This window comes from Oribacterium sp. P9 (assembly GCF_046365365.1).
GTDB lineage: Bacteria > Bacillota > Clostridia > Lachnospirales > Lachnospiraceae > Oribacterium.
Map to the genome: position 1 here is coordinate 91406 of NZ_JBKEIS010000003.1, position 21951 is coordinate 113356.

The window sequence follows — 21951 nt, forward strand, 5'->3', positions numbered from 1 at the left end:
TGAACTGCTGTCAGACGGTGGCAAACGGTATAATTTGCTTCGCGATGATGCCGCAGGCTGTAGCATTGTCCGCTGAGATAGAGTATTATAGCTTTGTTTTTAAGACGCAGTCATCAGATGAAGCAGAGAGGGGGATCGCGATGATCGAAGATTATACGAAGGCCTGGCACATGGGGGAGAGTCAGTACCGCCGGGATATCACATTCGGACGCTATCCATATCTTACGGCGCTCGATGATATCGTGAAGCCGGAAAGCATACTTGCAGAGAATCATATCGGACTGGTCGAGATTCCGATCGCCGACATCGCCGGCACGAAGACGCATGGCCGGCAGGAGGCCTTCGCCAGCAATTTCATGCCGCTGCTGCCGCCGAAGACCGAGTTTTCGATGAAGTGGTCGGCACTCTATGATTCTGCTGTTCAGGAGGGCATCCGGGACGCGATCCTCGTGTATGAGTACATGGGGCGCTTCTATGTGCAGGAGGGCAACAAGCGCGTATCGGTTTCGCGCTTTACCGGCATGGTATCCATCCTCGCGGACGTCATCCGACTGCTACCACAGCATACCGATGACAAGACGAACCGCATCTACTTCGAGTTCGTCGATTTCTTTAAGGTGAGCGGCATCTATGGTATCTGCTTTTCGGAAGAGGGGTCCTATCAGAAGCTCTGTCAGGTCCTCGGACTGTCCATGGAGAAGCCATGGACGTCGGAGGTGCGCAATGATGTAAAGGCAGATTTCTTCCGCTTTGCGGAGCGCTTTCTTCGAAAGGGCGGCGGACATCTCGATATCACCCGTGGTGATGCCTTCCTCATCTATCTTCGCATCTATGGCGCGAAGAGCCTCGAGCATATCTCGACGCAGGAAATCGATGCGAACCTCGATAAGATCTGGCATGAATTCCTGAAGGAGCCGGAGGATATCCGGCTCGTGGAAACCCCGGATGTCCTCCAGAAGGACAGTTCCTTCTTTAAGCGCCTGACGCAGCAGAGCGCGGACCGGAAGCTGACGGTGGCCTTTATCTATGAGAAGAATCCGGAGACCTCCAGCTGGGCGTACCAGCATGAGCTCGGACGGAACTACATCGCCGGACGCTTCGGCACGCAGCTTGAGACCCTGACTTGGGCGGACTGCGATACGCCGGCACGCGTGAGTGCCGCGATCGATGAGGCAGCGGCTGCCGGCGCACAGGTGATTTTTACGACGACGGGCATGATGGTGGAGGCTTCGGTACAGGCGAAGGTCCGCTTCCCGAAGATCCATATCCTGAACTGCTCAGTAAACAGCAGCTATAATTCGATCCGGACCTACTATGGCCGTATGTATGAGGCGAAGTTCCTGATGGGCGCGCTCGCGGCCTCGGTGACGGACGGTGACGAGATCGGCTACGCGGAGCTCTGCCCGCTGTATGGCACGCTTTCCAACGTCAATGCCTTCGCCATCGGTGCACAGATGATCAATCCATATGCCCGGATCCATCTCGAGTGGTCGGCACTCCGGGATCATGACTGGAAGAAGTCGCTGCTCAGTCAGGGCATCCGGACGATCTCCGGACCGGAACTGACACCGGCGAAGAAGCTGTCGCGAGAGTTCGGCGTCTATCGGATAGCAGAGGACGGTGCGGTATCCAACATTGCCACGCCGATCTTCGACTGGGGACGCTTCTATGAGATCATCCTCCGCTCGATTCTGGAAGGCTCCTGGGACAACAGCCGACTTACGAAGTCACATGAGGCACTGAATTTCTGGTTCGGTATGGAATCCGGGGTCATCGATGTGATTCTTTCCGGGCAGCTCCACTATGCCTCCCGGAAGATGCTGACGGCGCTTCGCGAGGGTGTTCTATCCGGACGAATCCATCCGTTTGACGGAGAAATCCACAGTCAGGAGGGCCTCATAAAGGACGCGCAGGCACCACGGCTCTCCAGCGAAGAGATCGTGAATATGCATTGGCTCAATGATAACATCATCGGTGAGATTCCGAAGCTCGAGGCCTTTAATCAGCGGGCACAGGAGCTGATCCGTATCAGCGGATTTCTGAAAGGTTCATTATGAAGGTATTACTGATTGCAGACGAAGAGGATAAGAAGCTCTATGATTATTACGATCCGGCCGAGCTCAGGGATGTCGACCTCATCGTGTCTGCCGGCGATTTGAATCCGCATTACCTCGAATTTCTGGTGACGGCTGGACATGCACCGCTGCTTTATGTGCATGGAAATCATGACAACTGTTATGATACGATGCCGCCGCTCGGCTGTGACTGCGTGGACGATCGCATCTATGATTTTCGCGGACTTCGCATCCTGGGCCTCGGCGGCTCGATGCGGTATAAAGAAGGAAACTATATGTATACGGAGCGTGAGATGGAGAAGCGGATCGACCGGCTTCGCTCGGCCATCGCACTGCGAAACGGCTTCGATATCGTGGTAACACATGCGCCGGCGCAGGGCTACGGTGATATGGATGACCTGCCGCATCAGGGCTTCCGCTGCTTAAACGAGCTGCTCGAACGCTACCATCCGAAATACATGATTCATGGTCATGTACATCCGTGCTACGGCGGTGATTTTCAGCGCGTACGGACGCATCCGAGCGGGACGACGATCATCAACTGCTACGGGAAGTATGTGCTGGATCTGAAGAGCGGCGATGATTATCCGGAGGAAGGAAAGACGGGATCCCTCCTGTATGATCTTTATAAGAATGTTTCCAGGTCCCGGAGTCACAATGTTTATCACGGATAAATATATGCTGCGCGCGTCGTACCGACCACGGATCGGTATGTGCGTTGACCCGTCGGCGAAAGAATGCACGAAAGTGTGCACAGGAGAAAGAAATGATGATTACGAATGACTGGCTGAAGCCGCTGGAGGCGGAATTCAGCAAGCCGTACTATGAACAGCTGTACCATACCGTCGATCAGGAATATAAAACGCAGACGATCTATCCGGCGGCAGAGAATATTTTCAATGCTTTTTCCTTCACTCCGCTGGAAAAGGTGAAGGTGGTGATCCTCGGACAGGATCCGTACCACGAGCCGGGACAGGCCCATGGGCTCTGCTTTTCGGTGAAGCCGGAGGTGGCCATCCCGCCATCCCTCGTGAACATCTATAAGGAGCTGCATGACGACCTCGGCTGCACGATTCCAGATAACGGGTATCTGAAAAAGTGGGCGGATCAGGGTGTGCTGATGCTGAACACCGTGCTGACCGTGCGGGCACATCAGGCGAACAGCCATCACGGCATCGGCTGGGAGGCGTTCACTGATGCGGCGATCCGGGTACTGGATCAGATCGACCGCCCGATGGTGTTTATCCTCTGGGGCCGTCCGGCTCAGATGAAGGAGGCGATGCTGCGGAATCCGAAGCATCTGATTCTGAAGTCGCCGCACCCGAGTCCGCTGAGTGCCTATCGTGGCTTCTTCGGCTCACGTCCGTTCTCGAAAACAAATCAGTACCTGGAGGCACACGGCCTCACGCCGATCGACTGGCAGATCGAAAATCGACAGGCATAAGCAATATGTGGAGGAAATAGAATGAGTTTTGTTGAAACCTTAAAAATTATCGTATTCGGACTCGTGGAGGGCTTCACCGAGTGGCTTCCGATCTCCAGTACAGGACACATGATTCTCGTCAATGAGCTGATCCGGCTGAACCAGCCGGATGAGTACTATAAGGTCTTCGAGGTCGTGATCCAGCTGGGCGCGATCCTCGCGGTCATCACCACCTTCTTCCGTCAGCTCTGGCCGTTTGCACGTCGTCGCTCGAATGGACGCGTCGGCCTCGTGCCATCCCGCGTCGATCTCTGGATCAAGATCATCGTCGCCTGCATCCCGGCGGCCGTCATCGGGATCCTCTTCGATGACCTCCTGGATAAGTATCTCTATAACGGCTTCGTCGTGGCGTTGATGCTGATCCTGTATGGTGTGTTCTTCATTCTGATCGAGAAGCGGAACGAAACGGTCGATTTTCACATCAATCGTCTGCAGGATCTGGATATGCGCACCGCGATCTATATCGGTCTCTTCCAGTGCCTCGCACTGATTCCGGGTACCTCCCGTTCTGGCGCGACGATCCTCGGCGCGATGCTGATCGGCGTCGCACGTACACCGGCTGCAGAGTTTTCCTTCTTCCTGTCGGTACCGGTCATGTTCGGTGCGAGCTTCCTGAAGATCATCAAGTTCGGCTTCGCCTTCACCGGCCCGCAGCTCTTCTATCTGATCCTCGGTATGGTCATCGCCTATATCGTGAGCGTATACTGCATAAACTTCCTGATGCGCTACATCCGGAAGAACAGCTTCGCCATCTTCGGATACTATCGTATCGGCCTCGGCATCATCGTCCTGATCTGGTTCGCGATTTCGGCACTGCTTCACTGATATGGACGGATCTGCGCGATAAACGTAAGAAATATGTAAGAGCTATGTTCGTGTTTCGTTGTTGCATGCCTCTTTTTTTTCGCGTAGACTTCTAGTGTAGAAAGAAAACGAGCATAGAGATGTCCGGCAGCGATGGATACAGTCGCCCATCCGCAGGGTGGGTGCGGCTGAGGGGCGTGCTGGGCAGGGCATCGTATAGATGATCCGCGCCCTGTGCCATGATGTATACGATGGAGTGAAAGAGAGAAGAACATGAAGAAATTAAGCGTTTTGATCACGGCAGCTGTTCTTTCCGTATGTATGTGCATGAGCTCGCTCGCAAGCACAGAAATCGGACTGAATCTGGACTGGAAGTATGCCGGTAATTCGAAGATCAACACCGGAAAGGCCGTCCTCTATACCACAGATGTCGCCGAGAGTGCACGAAAGGGCATTACCGTGGCGGTCAATGCAGGCCACGGTACGAAGGGCGGCGGATCGGTACGGACCCTGTGTCATCCGGATGGATCGAAAAAGGTAACCGGCGGTTCGACGGCCGCCGGCAGCACGACTGCGACGGCCGTTTCCGGCGGCATGACCTTCGCCGATGGTACGGCGGAGCCGGTGGCGACCCTGATGGTCGCCGAGAGTCTGAAGCAGAAGCTGCTGGCGGATGGCTACGATGTGCTCATGATTCGTGATGATAAGGATGTACAGCTCGATAATATCGCACGTACGGTCATCGCAAACAATAAGGCGGACTGCCATATCGCGATCCACTTCGATTCCACGAAGTCAAACAAGGGCGTCTTTTTCATGAGCACACCGGATGCACTGAAGTCGATGGAGCCGGTGGCGAGCTACTGGCAGAAGCATGAGAAGCTTGGTGAGAGCCTCATCGCAGGACTCAAGGCATCGGGTATGAAGGTGTTCTCGAGTGGCAGCATGGACATGGATCTGACCCAGACCGCCTACTCGACGGTACCGTCAGTGGATATCGAGGTCGGGGATAAGGCCAGTGACCACAGCCAGGCGGCCTGCGACAAGATCGCAGCCGGACTGCTGGATGGCATCAACATTTATTATGGTTTTACAGCTGCACAGGGCTGAGCACTGTGCGGGCAGAGGTGGAGGATGTCCCTCCGCCTCTTTTTTGTATCTGCGAAGGAACTTTACGAACGGTTTACACGAAATTTGCGGTCTGTTATAATCCGACTTGGCAGGGGTTGCTGCCTGGCGTTCGATTTTACATCGACATTTATCTAGAGGTGATTATGACAGTAGATCATGTGGCGAGTCTGTTCCGTCTTCTGGGCGGACTAGGTATGTTCCTGTATGGTATGTCGGTCATGAGTGACGGCATGCAGAAGGCGGCAGGTAACCGGATCTCGGGATTCCTGGACATCGTGACGAAGAACCGCTTTATGGCGGTGGTGCTCGGTGCGGCGATCACGGCACTGGTGCAGTCGTCATCTGCGACGACGGTCATGGTCGTTGGCTTCGTAAATGCCGGCATCATGAATCTTTCACAGGCGGTCGGCATCATCATGGGTGCGAATATCGGTACGACGATCACGGCCTGGATGGTATCGCTGACACAGATTTCGAGCGATATGCTGACGGTGCTGAAGCCGGATTTCTTTGCACCGGTACTGATCGCCATCGGTGCGTTCCGTATCCTGTTTGGCAAGAAGGGCAGTGATGACCTGATCGGTAATTTCTGTATCGGTGTCGGCTTCATCTTCATCGGCCTCGAGTTCATGTCGGGTGCGGTATCCCCATATGCGGATTCACCGATCTTTTCCGATGCGTTCCGTGCGATCGGCGGAAATCCGATCCTGGGCATCCTGGTCGGTGCCGTCGTGACCGGTATCATCCAGTCCTCCGCTGCTTCGGTTTCTATCCTGCAGACCCTGGCGCTTGCAGGAGCGGTTCCGAGAGCCTCCGGCTTCTATATCACCCTCGGACAGAACATCGGTACCTGCGTGACGGCGGTGATTTCCGCGACGGGTACCAGCCGCACAGCGAAGCGGGCTGCCTGCATTCACCTGCTGTTTAACGTGGCGGGTGCTGTGATGTTCGGAGTACTGATTTTTGCAGCCTCCTTCGCAGTGCCGCAGTTCTTCAACGGCATGCTTACGCCGGTGGAGATTTCGATCTTCCATACGATTTTTAATGTGTGCTGTACACTCGCGCTTTATCCGTTCGGTGATCTTCTCGTGAAGCTTTCCGGCGCATTCGTTCCGGAGAAAACCGTCGCCGAAGGCGCACAGACCGCAGAGGATAAGGTGAACATCGAAGAGCAGCGTCTCCGCCGCCATCTCGATGAGCGTATCCTGGAGTCCCCGGCGATCGCCCTGGCGGCGACCCAAAGCGAGGTCGTCAACCTCGGCCGTGTCGTCGCGGTCAATATCAACGACGCCTGTGGTGCACTGGAGAGCGGAGACGAGAAGCTGATTCAGGATGTGCATGATCGGGAGAAGCTGATCGACCATATGACGGGACTTCTCACGAATTATCTCATCAAGATCGACCAGCTGTCCCTCAGCGAGCGTCAGAAGTTTGAGGTAACCCGGATGCTGAATACACTGACGGATATGGAGCGTGTCGGTGATCATGCAGAGAACATCGTCGAAAAGGCGAAATATATCTTCGACAACGGCGTGCACTTCACAGAAAAGGGTATCCAGGATCTTCAGAAGATCGGACAGCAGGCGCAGGCAAGCTTCAGCCTGTCTATCAATGCACTCGAAGATAACAGCATCGATGAAGTCATCGATACGAAGCGCTCCGAGGATATCGTGGACAGGATGGAGCGTGAGATGCGTGAGCATCACATGCAGCGTCTCAGCGAGGGCAAGTGCAGTACCTCCGCAGGTGTGGCCTTCCTCGATGTCATCGGTGACCTCGAGCGTATTTCGGACCACGCCGACAACATCGCGGGCTACGTAAAATCCATGCTGCAGTAATTTTATATTCAGTCAGTGAGCCCGGAGGGCGAGTGACAGAAGCACAGTCTTTGTGTATGGCTTCTGCCGCTCGCCCTCCGGGCTCACGTGTCGAATTGTAAATTCGCTGTGAAATTTTTCACAAAATCACTGTTTTGTACTTGCAAAAAGACATTTGATAGCATACAATAACAGATGCTAATGGAAATGTTTATGTAACCATTTATTTCATTAAAATATCAGGAGGATATTATTATGGCAGTAAGAGTTGCGATTAATGGTTTCGGCCGTATCGGTCGTCTCGCATTCAGACAGATGTTCCAGGCTGAGGGTTATGATGTTGTAGCAATCAACGATCTGACCAGCCCGGAGATGCTTGCATACCTTCTTAAGTATGATACAACCCACGGCAGATACAACGGTACTGTAGAGGCTACTGATCACTCTATCATCGTAAATGGTAAGGAGATCGAGATCTACAAGGAGAAGGATGCTGCAAACCTTCCTTGGAAGGATCTTGACATCGACGTAGTTCTCGAGTGCACAGGTTTCTACTGCTCTAAGGAGAAGTCCATGGCACACATCAACGCTGGTGCTAAGCACGTTGTGATCTCTGCACCTGCTGGTAAGGATCTGAAGACCATCGTTTACAACGTAAACCACAAGACTCTTACAGCTGATGATCAGATCATCTCCGCTGCATCCTGCACCACCAACTGCCTCGCTCCGATGGCAAAGGCTCTTAACGACCTCGCTCCGATCGAGTCCGGCTTCATGACCACTGTACACGCTTACACTGGTGACCAGATGATCCTCGATGGACCGCAGAGAAAGGGCAACCTTCGTCGTTCCAGAGCAGGTGCTCAGAACATCACTCCTGCATCCTCCGGTGCTGCAAAGGCAATCGGCCTTGTTCTTCCAGAGCTTGATGGCAAGCTGAACGGCGCTGCTCAGCGTGTTCCTGTAGCTACAGGTTCCACTACCATCCTTGATGCAGTTGTTGCTAAGGAAGTAACCGCTGATGAGGTTAACGCTCAGATGAAGGCTGAGGAGACTGAGTCCTTCGAGTACAACACTGACGAGATCGTATCTTCCGATATCATCAACTCCATGGCTGGTTCCATCTTCGATGCTACTCAGACCAAGGTTCTCCCGATGGGCAACGGCAAGACTCTTGTACAGGTTGTTTCATGGTATGACAACGAGAACTCCTACACATCTCAGATGGTTAGAACAATCAAGTACTTCGGTTCTCTGATTGCTGACTAATTCCTCTCAGAATATATAGGGATATGACTTTAAAGAGGTCCGGCCTTCATGGGCCTGGCCTCTTTTTATAAAAGGAGATTTATTATGGCAGGTTTAAACAAGTTAACAGTGGATGATATCGATGTAAAGGGCAAGCGCGTCCTTTGCAGATGCGACTTCAACGTTCCTCTGAAGAATGGTGTGATCACCGACGAGAACAGACTCGTCGCTGCACTTCCGACCATCAAGAAGCTGATCGCGGACGGTGGCAAGGTGATTCTCTGCTCCCACCTCGGTAAGGTGAAGACAGAGGAGGATAAGCCTTCCAAGACCCTCGCTCCGGTTGCAAAGAGACTTTCCGAGCTTCTCGGCCAGGAAGTAAAGTTTGCAGCAGATCCTGAGGTTGTCGGCGCAAACGCAAGAGCAGCCGTTGCAGAGATGAAGGACGGTGATGTGATTCTTCTCGAGAATACTCGTTACAGAGCAGAGGAGACCAAGAATGGTGATGCATTCTCACAGGATCTGGCTTCTCTCGCAGATGTATTCGTAAATGATGCATTTGGTACTGCACATAGAGCACACTGCTCCAATGTTGGTGTTACCAAGTACATCAATGGCCCGCATGTGGTCGGCTACCTGATGCAGAAGGAGATCCAGTTCCTCGGCCAGGCGGTTGAGAATCCGGTACGTCCTTTCGTAGCGATCCTCGGCGGTGCGAAGGTTGCAGATAAGCTGAATGTTATCTCGAACCTCCTTGAGAAGTGCGATACCCTCATCATCGGTGGTGGTATGGCATTCACCTTCACAAAGGCACAGGGCTACGAGATCGGTTCTTCTCTCTGTGATGAGACGAAGCTTGACTACTGCAAGGAGATGATTGCAAAGGCAGAGCAGCTTGGTAAGAAGCTTCTTCTTCCGGTAGATGCCGTCATCACCGATCACTTCCCAGATCCGATCGATGGACCGATCGACACAGAGGTTGTAGACATTGACAAGATTCCGGCTGGCAAGATGGGCATGGATATCGGACCGAAGACTGCTGAGCTCTATGCAGAGGCTGTAAAGTCCGCAAAGACCGTTGTATGGAACGGACCGATGGGTGTATTCGAGAACCCGACCCTTGCGGCTGGTACGAAGGCCGTTGCGAAGGCACTCGCAGATACCGATGCGACAACCATCATCGGTGGCGGTGATTCTGCAGCTGCGGTTAACCAGCTCGGCTATGGCGATAAGATGAGCCATATCTCTACGGGTGGTGGCGCTTCCCTTGAGTTCCTTGAGGGTAAGGAGCTTCCGGGTGTTGCTGCAGCAGACGATAAGAACTAATTGAACTGTGGCCGGAGGCCTTCCGTGGGAGTGCCTCCGGCTTTTTTTCATCATCTTAGAAAGAGGTATCTATATGAGAAAGAAGATTATTGCCGGTAACTGGAAGATGAACATGGTTCCTTCTGAGGCGTTGAAGCTCGTCGAGACATTAAAGCCACTTGTGCAGAATGAGGACGTGGACGTTGTGTACTGTGTACCAGCTATCGACCTCGTACCAGTGGTCAATGCTGTAAAGGGCAGCAATGTACATGTAGGCGCAGAGAACCTGTATTTCGAGGATAAGGGTGCATACACCGGTGAGATTTCTGCAGACATGCTCGTCGATGCGGGCGTAGAGTACGTGATCATGGGCCATTCCGAGAGAAGAGGCTACTTCCATGAGACCGACGAGGACATCAATAAGAAGCTTCTGAAGGCACTTGAGAAGGGTCTGAAGCCGATCGTATGCTGTGGTGAGTCCCTCGAGCAGAGAGAGCAGGGCATCACTGAGGACTGGATCCGTATGCAGATCAAGATCGCATTCCAGGGCGTAAGCGCTGATCAGGCGAAGGGTGTCGTTATCGCGTACGAGCCGATCTGGGCGATCGGAACCGGTAAGACGGCGACCTCCGCACAGGCTGAAGAGGTATGTAAGGCGATCCGTGAGACCATCGGTGAGATCTATGACACTGATACCTCAGAGGCGATCCGCATCCAGTATGGTGGATCCATGAATGCCGGCAACTGCAAGGAGCTCCTCGCACAGCCGGATATCGATGGCGGACTCATCGGCGGTGCTTCTCTGAAGCCGGACTTCGGCACCATCGTAAACTACAATAAGTAATCCCTACAAAAAACGGAACCGCTGAAGGTTCCGTTTTTTTATGGGGTCATTTTTATGGGGTCAGACCCCCTTACGAAATTCTTAAGATTAGTGGTGCTGGCAGCTGGCAGAGTAGATGATGCGGTGGCAGGCGGCGTCGAGGCTCAGGTGCAGGAGGAGACCCTCCGGGGTCTGGAGATCGATGAGCGTGATGTTCTCGCCTTCCGTGCGGGTGCCGGATGTAAGCATCGGCAGAGCATCGATGCGGGCAGCTTCACGCTGAAAGCTGGCTTCGTCGAGCGTCTCGCCGAGGCTTATGTGCAGGCTGTTCTCGAGGATACTCGTGTACTTATAGTACTGGTAGGAGACATCACCGGCGGTCGGCAGGATGGTCTCCGGGAAGAGCTGCTGCAGGTCGGCCAGCATATTTTCGTCGATGCCCTGATCGATCTGCATATACTGCTTCGGCTTCGTACTGCCGGAGCAGTAGGGCGGGATCAGGCAGAGGATGAGGGCAGCGAGGACACCGGCAAGGAGTGCCGGCCACGCGAGCTGTGTGAAGAGCCGGGTCCAGAAGGTGTTTTCCATCGACCGTGCCGAGAGCCCGAAGATGCCGACGAGCAGTGGGAGTGCCAGCACGAGATACAGGAGGTTCAGGACCGCTGCCTTCGCGACGGCCAGCTTCGGGAACTGCATATGCCAGAAGAGGATGGAAACGAAAAGTACGATCAGCTCCAGGGCGATGCCGAGGAGCAGATCGTACTGAAGACCATCATGCCAGAGTGTCTTTTCTTTTGACTTCATCTGGGACAAGTTACTTCTCCCATGGAAGCTCGGACTTGCCGAAGTGACCGTAGCTGGATACCAGGTTGTAATCTACGTGGCGGAGATCCAGCGCACGGGTGATGCCCTTCGGAGTCAGGTCATAGTTGTGCTTGATTTCCTCCCAGATGGTATTACGATCCTGCTTTTCGGTACCGAAGCAGTCGACATATACGGAAACCGGCTCTGCGACGCCGATCGCGTAGGCCAGCTGTACCTCGCAGCGATCCGCCTTGCCGGCGTTTACGATGTCGCGGGCGATCTTACGTGCCATATAGGCAGCGGAACGATCGACCTTACTCGGATCCTTACCGGAGAAGGCTCCGCCGCCGTGATGTGCGGCTCCACCATAGGTGTCGGCGATGATCTTACGACCGGTCAGACCGGAATCGGCGAAGGAGGAACCGAGAACGAAGCGGCCAGTCGGATTCACCAGCACACGGAAGTCGGTGTTGAGGCCCATCTCCTCTGCGGTTTCCTTCATGATGCCGGAAACGATCTCACGTACCTCGTCGAGAGAGGTCTCCTCGGCATGCTGGGTGGAGATCAGGAAGGTGTCGATGCGGTGAGTATCATAATCGAAGGATACCTGTGCCTTCGCATCCGGACGAAACTTCCGGAAGCCGTCCTTCAGGTTGTAGGCACGCAGCTTGAGCAGCGCCTTCGTGGAAAGAACGTATGGAATCGGCAGCATCTCCGCGGTCTCGTTCGTCGCATAGCCGAACATCATACCCTGGTCGCCGGCACCGTCGTTATCAACACCCATCGCGATGTCCGGGGACTGTCTGGAAATCAGGTAACGGATGTTGTACTTCTCGACATCGGTGAGACCGATGTTGCGGAGTACATCGCGGATCAGCTTGTCGTAATCCGGCTCATAGTTGGAAGTGATCTCACCCATCACGGTGATTTCGTAATCCTTGATGATGGTCTCGGCTGCGATACGGCTGAGCTCATCGTGCTGCAGAATGTCGGTTACGATGGCATCGGAAATCTGATCACAGATCTTATCCGGATGCCCGTTGGATACCTGCTCTGATGAAAATAACATGTGTAAATCCTTTCTGGCGTAAGCCAAATGGTGTTTCGAAGTGTCTTTTGCGGATCAGTCGCTGTGAAGCACGGTGCCGGAATGTTCGATGAACGAGTCTCCCGGCAGGGGACTGATGTATAAAAAAGCCTGCCGAACAATCGACAGGCTGAAAATCCGCATCTTATTGCTCGAAACAAAACGTTCGCTCAGGTTAGCACCTTCCGTTTCCGGGGTTGCTGCGGCTTCATCGCTCCTATGTAGCTCCACCGTCTCTGAATAAGTTATGAAATTGCGCACCGATTTCTCAAGTGCGGATAGTACTATAGCATGAGTTTTGGTTGTGTGCAATAGGATTTCGAGATATAATTTGGTTCAGTTTCATTTATTTGCATGAAAATGCATTTTCCTGTACATTTTCATTCATAAATCGCCTATACTGGTCTGATCATAAACATAAACGAGGTACCCTATGCCGATTAAAGTACAGAATGATTTACCTGCGAAGCATATCCTGGAGAACGAGAACATCTTTGTGATGGATGAGAAGCGAGCGCAGTCTCAGGAGATCCGACCGCTTAGGATCGCGATTCTGAACCTGATGCCGCTGAAGGAGGACACGGAGCTCGATATCCTCCGCGTGCTGTCGAACTTCCCGATTCAGACAGAGATCACCTTTATGACCGTGGCGACCCACGAGTCGAAGCATACCGACGCCTCTCATCTCAATAAGTTCTATGTGACCCTGGACCAGGTGGAGCAGGAGTACTTCGATGGTCTGATCATCACCGGCGCACCGGTCGAGAAGCTTCCGTTCGAGGAGGTGGAGTACTGGCCGGAGCTTACGGAAATCATGAAGTGGTCCGAGACCCATGTCTTCTCGACCTTTCACATCTGCTGGGGGGCGCAGGCCGGACTCTACTATCATTATGGCATCGAGAAGCGTCTGCTCCCGGAAAAGCTTTCCGGGATCTATCGTCAGAAGGTGCTCCACCGGAAGAAGATGATCATGCGCGGTATGGATGATTATTTCAATGTGCCAATCTCCCGCTATACGGGCATCGATGAGGAGGCGGTACGGAAGAATCCAGAGCTTTACGTCGTCGCGGAAGCGGTGAAGCCGGAAGAGGGCGGCAGCTATATGATCCTCGCCTGCTCGAGCCGTCAGATCTTCATCACCGGCCACTCCGAGTATGATAAGTACGACCTCGATAAGGAGTATAAACGCGATGTGAAGAAGGGCCTCGATCCGAAGCTCCCGGTCGGCTACTATGAGGATGATGATCCGTCAAAGGAACCCATCCTCAGCTGGCGTTCGACCTCGAACTGCACCTACACGAACTGGCTGAACTTCGTGTACCAGGAGACCCCGTATGATCTTCATGAGCTGTCACCGGTACAGGCAGACAGCTATCTGAAGGGCGACCATGTAGAAGAGCGTGATACGATCATGATGGCCGGCAAGAAGCAGAGCTGAAGAGATGTGTCGAAGAAAGCGTGCACGTATATGACGTGCGTCTGGCCGCGCCTGGACAGTGTCGTGGGGTAGAATACATACAGAACATGAAAAGAGGAATCCGTTTCGGATTCCTCTTTATATTATAAGCATTTAAGCTTAGGTTTTATGTTCCATATTCGATTTAAAAACTTAATAGTACAACGGAGTATCTCCTCTAGGTACTAAGCCTATATGGTTAAAATAGCTTTGTGCTATCTTTTCTGGATATCTGTTCTATTTTGTTTTTATAAAGATGATAATATCGCGCGGGCCTGGTGAAAGATCCTTTATCTGGAGAAACACTCCGATGCTGAATAACATGACCGCTTATGCGCTGTTATCGATGGATTTTATCTTTCGTGAAGCCCGGAGATATTATCAACGAACTGTGCTGGAATCATCGTTTTCATACCTCCTTCCTTTTTTATCGTTTCGGTGATTTGTCGAATCACCACTTTGTTAACGTCTGAATCTTCCTTTCTCGTCAGAAGATTTTCTGTTAACGAATCTTTTTTTATCTTGTGCCTATATAGTACCACTCGGAAAAACTTTTAGCAATACTTTTGTCAGAGGAAAATATTTTTATTTTTGCATCTGCAGTCCATGCGCCTTATAATGAACATAGACAGCAGAAATGGAGTGCATACTATGGTGAAACGTAACCCGGTGGAGAAGAAAATACAGAGAAAGTGCTACGTGGTCGGGTTGATCGCCTTCGTGAGTGCACTTTTTCTGGCTTATTTTTTATTGGGAAATATCAGGAAAAATGAACAGGCTGCAGCGACGTATACCGCACAGAATACAGTTCGCAGAATCCAGTCTCAGCTGGATGAGTATGTGACCTGCTCGAATGTGCTGGAAAATGTCATTCTGGCCGGATATGAGCTGAACGAGGAGGGATTCTCTACGCTGGCGAGTATGCTTCCGAATGAAGATGGTGTGGTGAAGGCCTTCGAGCTGGCACCGAAGGGGGTCGTCGCGGAGATTTATCCGATGGAGGAAAACGCAGAAGCGATCGGGCTCGATCTGCTGACGGCGCATGAACGGGCGGTCGATGCGAAGCTGGCGAAAGAAAGTATGGAATATACCATCGCGGGCCCGTTTGAGCTCAGACAGGGTGGCATCGGTGCGCTTCTGTTTAATCCGGTATATCAGATGAATACTGCGGAGCAGCGGGAGTTCTGGGGCTTCATCGTCCTGGTCATCGACTGGGATAAGTTTGTGGCGAAGATGGGACTCGACCGTCTGAGTGAAGCCGACTACTGCTATCGGATCTGGAAAGAGGACAGTGTGACCGGCGAGCCGAATGTGCTGGTGCAGTGCCCGCATTCATTTCCGAAGGATCGACTGACGGTAGACTGCACGCTTCCGAATGACAGCTGGTACTTCGATATCATCCCATCGGATGGCTGGATTCCGATATCCTACTGGATTTCTGACGTCGTGATCTGCTATGTTTTATCGCTTCTGATCGCTGCGCTGTTCTATCTGTTCTTTATGAAACGCTATCACGAACAGCAGTATGCCGAGAAGCTGCAGCTGTCGGCTGCAGAGGCGCAGGAGGCGAGTGAAGCGAAGACACGCTTCCTCTTCAATATGAGCCATGATATCCGGACGCCGATGAACGCCATCATGGGCTTCACGGAGCTGCTGAATCGAAATCTCGATGATCAGGAAAAGGCGAGAGGCTATCTTCGGAAGATTCAGAACGCAAGCAGCCTGCTGTTGACCATCATCAATCAGGTGCTGGAGATGGCCAGAATCGAAAGCGGTACTGTGACGCTGAAGCTCGAAGCGGCGGATCTCAATGCACTGTTCCACTCCGTCAATACGGTGTTTGAAGCCGACATCCAGAAAAAGAATATCCAGTACTCCGAGGACGCCCATGTGCCGCATAAGTTTGCGTACTGTGACAAGACGAAGCTGGCGGAGATCTATCTCAATATCGTGAGCAATGCCATCAAGTACACCCCGGATGGACACGCCATCCGCGTGGAGATTCATGAGCTTCCGTCCGAGGATAAGAAGAAGGCATGTTATCGCTTCACCTGTGAGGACAGCGGCATCGGCATGAGTGTGGACTATCTGCCTCACATCTTCGATGAATTTTCCAGAGAGCATACCACGACGGAGAATAAGGTCGTCGGCACCGGTCTCGGACTTCCGATCGTCAAATCCCTCATCGAACAGATGGGTGGCACGATCCAGGTGGAGAGTACCCAGGGTGTCGGCACGAAGTTCACCGTTGACCTCACGCTGACGCTCGCTTCCCGGGAGGAAGTATACTCGTCGCCGGAGACATCGGCGGAAGCGGAGCACGCGAAGCTCAGAGGACGCCGTATTCTGCTCGCGGAGGACAATGAGCTGAACGCCGAGATCGCGATCGAGCTGCTCGGGGAGGAAGGACTTCTCATCGAGCGTGCGGCGGATGGAGAGGAGTGCTGCACGATGCTGGCACAGGCACCAGAGGGCTACTATGATCTCATACTCATGGATATTCAGATGCCGGGAATGAACGGCTATGAGGCGGCGGCAAAGATCCGCGGTATGGCGGATGTGAAAAAGGCAGGCATTCCGATCATCGCGATGACCGCAAACGCCTTCGCGGAGGATCGCCAGGTGGCGCTCGATGCCGGGATGAACGCGCATGTCGCGAAGCCGATCGACATGGCCGTGCTGCTGCCGACACTGCTGCGCTGGCTCTGACGCAGGCCAATGTTTACATCAGGAAGCGGCACCGAGGTGGAAACGCCGGCGGAGCGATCCTGTGTGCGCACCATACGGAATCGATGCTTCCGAAAGAGGAGCTCGGGATATGAATGGAGAGAATATGACGAAGGATGAGGCGCGGGCACTGATCCGTGAAAAAAAGAAAGCACTGACAGAGGAGTACCGTGCGCAGGCGAGTGCGGAGATCGCGACACGTTTTCTCTGCTATCCGATTTTTCAGCAGGTGGATTCGATTTTCTGCTACGTGAATACGGAGGACGAGCCGTCGACGCGGGAGATCATCGAGACGGCCTGGCAGATGGGAAAGCTCGTAACGGTGCCACGTTGCGTCCCTGGGCCGGAACATCGTATGGAGGCGGTGCAGATCATGAGCTGGGACGATCTCGTGCCGGGGGCGTATGGACTGCTGGAGCCGAAGGCGGGGCTGCCAGTGGTGGATGCGTATAAGATCGCGCTGGCGGTGGTGCCATGCATCGCGGCGGATCGCTATGGCCGGCGGCTGGGCCATGGGGCGGGCTACTATGACCGCTTCCTGCAGGGACAGACGATGTATATGTACTGTCTCTGCTATGGGGCGCAGATGCTGCCGGAGGTGCCGGTGGATGCGCAGGACGTCACGATGAACCGTGTCTTTTCCGAGGATAAGGTCTATAATCCGCGACTGGCCAGCGACGATCTCCGGGAGGAGCTCGCGGAGGAGCTGCCGGCGGGTGGGATCCGTGCGTTCCTGAAGGGGCTGTTTCATCGAAAATAAGGAGTGTGCATCATGATCGACGAAGAAAAGATCGAGAAATTGAAGGCGTGGATGGACGATGCCGGGAGCGTCGTGTTCTTCGGTGGCGCGGGGGTGTCGACAGAGAGCGGAGTGCCGGATTTCCGAAGTAAGGATGGACTCTACAATCAGCATGATGTCCGCTTCGATCAGTATCCGCCGGAGTATCTCCTGAGTCACAGCTGTCTCGTAAATGAGCCGCAGGTGTACTTCGAGTTTCACCGGCAGAAGATGGATACACGGGCGGTGCAGCCGAATGCGGCTCATAAGTATCTCGCGGCGCTCGAAAAGACAGGAAAGCTGAGCGCCATCGTGACGCAGAACATCGATGGACTGCATCAGAAGGCGGGCAGTCAGGTGGTGTATGAAATTCACGGCAGTGCACTTCGAAACTACTGCATGCGCTGCGGGAAGACCTATCCTTCGGACTACATTTTCGAATCGAAGGAGCCGATTCCGCACTGCAGCTGCGGCGGTGTGATCCGTCCGGACATCACCCTCTACGAGGAGAGCCTCCCGGAGACTGCGGTACGAGGCGCGATTCAGGCCATCGCTGCGGCGGATATGCTGATCATCGGTGGCACCTCACTGACGGTATATCCGGCGGCTTCCTATATCCAGTACTTCCGCGGGAAGTATCTCGTGATCATCAATCGGGATGCACTTTCCGTGCGGATGCGTGCCGATACCCTGCTCATCCAGGATAAAATCGGTGAGGTGTTCACGCGACTGGCGGAGCTGCAGGGGCTATAGCAGTCGTAGCATATCCTCCGGGAGCGGTGCGGTCAGTTCGAGGAGCTTCCCGCTGATCGGGTGCCGGAAGCGGAGACGCCAGGAGTGGAGTGGCTGACGGGTGATGAAACGCTCATCCGGATGGTAGAGAAAATCGCCCGGGAGCGGGTGCCCGAGGTACTTCATATGCACACGAATCTGATGGGTACGTCCGGTTTCGAGCTTCAGGCGCAGGAGACTCAGGTCTTTTTCTTCATTATAAGAAAGCAGCAGGCCGTGCGTGACGGCGTAGTCCCCCTGCACGTAGTCGATGCAGCGTTCGATGACGGAATCTTCCTTCCGACCGATTGCTGCGTCGACGGTGAAGTGTAGGCCGAGGACAGGATTCGTCGGATCGAACAGTGCCGGGATGTTCGCAAGGGAGTCCGGAAAGCGGCCATCCAGATTCTGCAGACGGGCGCGCGCATAGACTGGATCTGCGGAACGGTTCAGATAAAGTCCACTCGGAAGCGGGGTGCCGCTTAGTGTGCGGATGCCATCCTGAGGACTTTCTTTAACAGAGCGTGTTTCACACTGGTCGGCGTGCGTGCAGCGGGACACAGTGGATGCCTGTAAAGCAGCCCCTGTATCCGCGCATCGGAAGAGGTCCCGCACATCTCCGGAGGCGATGGCGAGGTACTCGCGCTGGATCGCATGCGCGCGAATCATATCGCCGAGGCGGGCTGCTGCGTGCATGTTCTTCGCGGCGATCAGCAGACCGCTCGTGTCGCGGTCAAGGCGATTCACGATACGGTTCACATAATGCTCGTAGCCGAGGACGTGGTGTGTGTACCAGCAGAGTGCGTTTCCGAGCGTGTGCTCATAGTGCCCCATCGAAGGATGGATCGGAAGCCCGGCCGGTTTATCGACGACCAGGATATCCTCGTCCTCATAGACGATCGACAGCGGGATCTCGGTCTCGACGACATGCGGACTGTCCTCGGTCTCGAGGATGTTGCAGCGAAGCCGATCGCCGGTAGCGAGGACTTCCTTCAGGTAGCTCCGGTGCCCGTTCAGGACGAGCCCGTCGATACCGTCCACCTTCGTTTCCGCTGTGTGGCCAATGCTGACTGGGGAAGCACAGGTGGTCCGGCTGTTCGCATTGGCCGCCGAAACATCGACGAAAGTGTGGATCGTCGCGGTGCTGGCACAGATGCTCTGGTCGTCTGCATTGGCCGCCGGTAGATCGGTGGTGATGTGCTCTGCTGCGCTGAGCGCACGGGTGTTCCGGAGGTGGTAGAGTGTCGTCCGGGAGTAGCCCTCGGAACGAAGAAAAGCCTCCACGGTGTGGCCGTGGAAGCTTTCTGGGATGATATAGTCGATCTGTCGCAGGTTTTCTGCCATAATCTCACTTTCATAGAGGACTGCGGGATGCAGCCAGATACAGTTGCTTTTCTGCCGAAGCGGAAGTGATCCGTGCACGGCAGAAGGTGCTCTGCATGGAAAAGAAGCAAAATCGGATTACTTTTCGCTGCTGAAGTGGAAGGTGTCCTTGAGGCCGAGCCACTTCTGATCCTTATCGGAGAGATTGAGCGGGGTGCCATCCTCGAGGGTGTAGCCTTCGGCACTTGCGGAACCAGGGTAGGTGCCCCGGAGCTGCGGCCACTGGATGTTGATCTCCGGATCGTTCCATGCGAGACCGGACTCATCGCCCGGATGCCAGAAATCGGTGACCTTATAGCAGAACTCAGCGACATCGGAGAGTACCAGGAAACCGTGCGCGAAGCCCTCGGAGATGTAGAACTGCTTCTTGTTCTCCTCGGTGAGCTCGACGCCGTAGTACTGGCCATAGGTCGGGCTGCCTTCACGGAGGTCGACGGCGACGTCGTATACAGAACCCTTGATGACGCGGACGAGCTTGCCCTGCGGGTACTGCTTCTGGAAGTGCAGACCACGAAGAACGCCCTTCGTGGACATGGACTGATTATCCTGAACGAAGACCATGTCGAGGCCGGCCTCGTGCATATCCTTCTGATTATAGGTTTCCATAAAATAGCCACGTGCGTCGCCATGAACGCTCGGCTCGATGACATAAAGGCCTTCAATCGGTGCCTTGGTAACTTTGATCTGTCCCATGATATATCTCCTTACATCTTTATAAGCATGAATCGGTTGTCTGACCGAAGTCGTACCTATTATAAGGCGACGCGACAGAAAAAGCCACAGTGGATTTTCTGACATAACGGTTCAGGCAGTGGGACCCGGAGGGGTGATAACGAAGGCACAGTACTCCGAGACCGGTGAACTCTAAGCCGGGGACCCTATCCTACAGAAAAATAAAAATAATTATTAATTTCACTTGACGAATGCGTGTAAAAGGAGTAATATACGGATAAATCAATAATGGTTATTGATTTTGAGTTCACTGTTTAGGAGCAACGATGAATTATTCAAGACAGCGCGAGGAAGTCCTTGATCAGCTTAGCGGGCATAAGGATCATCCGACAGCGGATGTGATTTTTGCAGAGCTTCGTGACAGGGATCCGAACATCAGCCTGGCGACCGTCTACCGTAATCTGAAGCTTCTCGCGAAGAACGGTACGATTCAGAAGCTGAGCTTCGTATCTGGTGCGGATCACTTCGATCCGAATGCAGAAAAGCATGTGCACTTCGTATGTGACCGCTGTGGCGGCGTCTTCGATGTGCCGATGCCGGAAGCGGATACACTGGATGAAGAGGCAGCACAGCATGTGCCGGGGATCGTCACCGGCCATGATCTGGTATTTCATGGGATCTGTGAGCGGTGCTGTGAAGCAGGCGAAGCGGAGGGATCTGCAGGCGATGCTCTCGGATGATTCAGCGCGAAGAGATGGGGACATGAAGGAAGTGACCGGTGTCCGCGCTCATCGGCAGCGAATGGAGTAAGAACGGATAAACGAAAAATTATGTAGCAGAAGCTGCTCATTTAAAAGGAGAATGAATTATGAAGGTAAAGACTTGGGTATGTTCCGTATGTGGTTATGTTTACAAGGGAGAGGTTCCACCAGAGGAGTGTCCGGTATGCCATGCGCCGGCGGAGAAGTTCGTTGAGCAGGAAGAGGAGATGACCTGGGCGGCAGAGCATGTGATCGGTGTTGCAAGTGATGTTCGCGAGGATATCAAGGAAGACCTGCGCGCAAACTTCCAGGGTGAGTGCACCGAGGTTGGTATGTATCTTGCGATGTCCAGAGCAGCTTACCGTGAGGGTTACCCGGAGATCGGTGAGTACTATAAGACCGCTGCATTTGAAGAGGCTGAGCACGCAGCGAAGTTTGCGGAGCTTCTTGGCGAGGTCGTTTCCCCATCCACGAAGGAGAACCTCACCGTACGTGTCGCTGCAGAGAACGGCGCAACGGCTGGTAAGGTAGACCTTGCGAAGCGTGCGAAGGAGCTGAACCTCGATGCGATCCATGATACCGTTCATGAGATGGCACGTGACGAGGCAAGACATGGTAAGGCCTTTGCCGGTCTTCTCAAGAGATACTTCGGCTAATATAGTAATAAAAACCATGTGAAATGGCGTTGTATATTTTTTAACAAAGGGAGGGCAGAGTCGTTGACGATGCCCTCCTTTTGGTATAAACTACAAGCGATTATGGCTTAAAAGCTTCATTTTAAGCGCTACTGAAACCCCGTGTTTATGTTGAAGGATAGAAATAGAAG

At 53.7% G+C, this 21951-nt stretch carries 18 protein-coding genes, 2 pseudogenes and 1 riboswitch; of the genes and pseudogenes, 15 read left to right on the forward strand and 5 right to left on the reverse strand.

The genetic code is table 11. From position 1 onward, the window contains the following. Positions 1–140 precede the first annotated feature (140 nt). From ACK8P7_RS03785 to tpiA, 9 genes are all read left to right on the forward strand, one after another. Positions 141–2057: a BMP family ABC transporter substrate-binding protein gene (locus ACK8P7_RS03785; protein ID WP_410042898.1), complete on the forward strand. Its 1917-nt coding sequence runs from the start codon at positions 141–143 to the stop codon at positions 2055–2057. Continuing rightward, positions 2054–2749: a metallophosphoesterase gene (locus ACK8P7_RS03790; protein ID WP_410042899.1), complete on the forward strand. Its 696-nt coding sequence runs from the start codon at positions 2054–2056 to the stop codon at positions 2747–2749. The genes ACK8P7_RS03785 and ACK8P7_RS03790 overlap by 4 nt, the downstream gene beginning before the upstream one ends. Before the next feature lie 92 nt (positions 2750–2841). Continuing rightward, positions 2842–3519, forward strand: coding sequence for a uracil-DNA glycosylase (locus ACK8P7_RS03795; RefSeq protein ID WP_410042900.1), 678 nt, complete (start codon positions 2842–2844; stop codon positions 3517–3519). Positions 3520–3540: 21 nt separating this feature from the next. Beyond that, positions 3541–4383, forward strand: coding sequence for an undecaprenyl-diphosphate phosphatase (locus ACK8P7_RS03800; RefSeq protein WP_410042901.1), 843 nt, complete (start codon positions 3541–3543; stop codon positions 4381–4383). Positions 4384–4635: 252 nt separating this feature from the next. Further along, positions 4636–5472: an N-acetylmuramoyl-L-alanine amidase gene (locus ACK8P7_RS03805; RefSeq protein WP_410042902.1), complete on the forward strand. Its 837-nt coding sequence runs from the start codon at positions 4636–4638 to the stop codon at positions 5470–5472. A 164-nt stretch (positions 5473–5636) separates the two neighbouring features. Next, the gene (locus ACK8P7_RS03810) at positions 5637–7331 is read left to right on the forward strand and encodes a Na/Pi cotransporter family protein (protein ID WP_410042903.1); all 1695 of its coding nucleotides are present in this window, start codon (positions 5637–5639) and stop codon (positions 7329–7331) included. Positions 7332–7565: 234 nt separating this feature from the next. After that, a complete protein-coding gene (gene gap, locus ACK8P7_RS03815; protein ID WP_410042904.1) occupies positions 7566–8579 on the forward strand; it encodes a type I glyceraldehyde-3-phosphate dehydrogenase in 1014 nt (337 codons plus the stop codon). Positions 8580–8663: 84 nt separating this feature from the next. After that, a complete protein-coding gene (locus ACK8P7_RS03820; RefSeq protein ID WP_410042905.1) occupies positions 8664–9884 on the forward strand; it encodes a phosphoglycerate kinase in 1221 nt (406 codons plus the stop codon). A gap of 73 nt (positions 9885–9957) precedes the next feature. Further along, positions 9958–10707, forward strand: coding sequence for a triose-phosphate isomerase (gene tpiA, locus ACK8P7_RS03825; RefSeq protein WP_410042906.1), 750 nt, complete (start codon positions 9958–9960; stop codon positions 10705–10707). Positions 10708–10794: 87 nt separating this feature from the next. Here the strand turns inward: tpiA and ACK8P7_RS03830 are convergent, their stop codons facing one another. Both ACK8P7_RS03830 and metK read right to left on the reverse strand, forming a co-directional pair. Continuing rightward, positions 10795–11490 (reverse strand): hypothetical protein, encoded by a 696-nt coding sequence (locus ACK8P7_RS03830; protein WP_410042907.1) that lies wholly within the window; start codon positions 11488–11490, stop codon positions 10795–10797. Between the two features lie 10 nt (positions 11491–11500). Then, a complete protein-coding gene (gene metK, locus ACK8P7_RS03835) occupies positions 11501–12559 on the reverse strand; it encodes a methionine adenosyltransferase (RefSeq protein WP_410042908.1) in 1059 nt (352 codons plus the stop codon). Between the two features lie 160 nt (positions 12560–12719). Then, positions 12720–12824, reverse strand: a riboswitch (SAM riboswitch). A 186-nt stretch (positions 12825–13010) separates the two neighbouring features. On the opposite strand from metK, the gene metA reads away from it, so the two are divergent. The 4 genes from metA (at position 13011) to ACK8P7_RS03855 (ending at position 18291) form a co-directional block, all read left to right on the forward strand. Continuing rightward, positions 13011–14015 carry a homoserine O-succinyltransferase gene (gene metA, locus ACK8P7_RS03840; protein WP_410042909.1) on the forward strand — a complete coding sequence of 335 codons (1005 nt, stop codon included), beginning with the start codon at positions 13011–13013 and terminating at the stop codon, positions 14013–14015. A gap of 669 nt (positions 14016–14684) precedes the next feature. Next, entirely contained in the window at positions 14685–16742 is a 2058-nt protein-coding gene (locus ACK8P7_RS03845) for an ATP-binding protein (protein WP_410042910.1), read from the forward strand. Between the two features lie 109 nt (positions 16743–16851). After that, complete coding sequence (locus ACK8P7_RS03850) at positions 16852–17520, forward strand: 5-formyltetrahydrofolate cyclo-ligase (protein WP_410042911.1); 669 nt, start codon at positions 16852–16854, stop codon at positions 17518–17520. A 12-nt stretch (positions 17521–17532) separates the two neighbouring features. Then, positions 17533–18291, forward strand: a complete 759-nt coding sequence (locus tag ACK8P7_RS03855) for an NAD-dependent protein deacylase (protein ID WP_410042912.1) — start codon at positions 17533–17535, stop codon at positions 18289–18291. Here the strand turns inward: ACK8P7_RS03855 and ACK8P7_RS03860 are convergent. From ACK8P7_RS03860 to rfbC, 3 genes and pseudogenes are all read right to left on the reverse strand, one after another. Then, positions 18286–18633: pseudogene (locus ACK8P7_RS03860) on the reverse strand (pseudouridine synthase); the annotation flags it as partial. The gene ACK8P7_RS03855 and the pseudogene ACK8P7_RS03860 sit on opposite strands and share 6 nt — an antisense overlap. A 294-nt stretch (positions 18634–18927) precedes the next feature. Continuing rightward, positions 18928–19653, reverse strand: a pseudogene (locus tag ACK8P7_RS03865) (pseudouridine synthase); the annotation flags it as partial. A 117-nt stretch (positions 19654–19770) separates the two neighbouring features. After that, positions 19771–20385 carry a dTDP-4-dehydrorhamnose 3,5-epimerase gene (gene rfbC / locus ACK8P7_RS03870; protein WP_410042913.1) on the reverse strand — a complete coding sequence of 205 codons (615 nt, stop codon included), beginning with the start codon at positions 20383–20385 and terminating at the stop codon, positions 19771–19773. Between the two features lie 305 nt (positions 20386–20690). On the opposite strand from rfbC, the gene ACK8P7_RS03875 reads away from it, so the two are divergent. Then, entirely contained in the window at positions 20691–21104 is a 414-nt protein-coding gene (locus tag ACK8P7_RS03875; RefSeq protein WP_410042914.1) for a transcriptional repressor, read from the forward strand. A gap of 128 nt (positions 21105–21232) precedes the next feature. Further along, positions 21233–21781 (forward strand): NADH peroxidase, encoded by a 549-nt coding sequence (locus tag ACK8P7_RS03880; RefSeq protein ID WP_410042915.1) that lies wholly within the window; start codon positions 21233–21235, stop codon positions 21779–21781. Positions 21782–21951 lie beyond the last annotated feature (170 nt).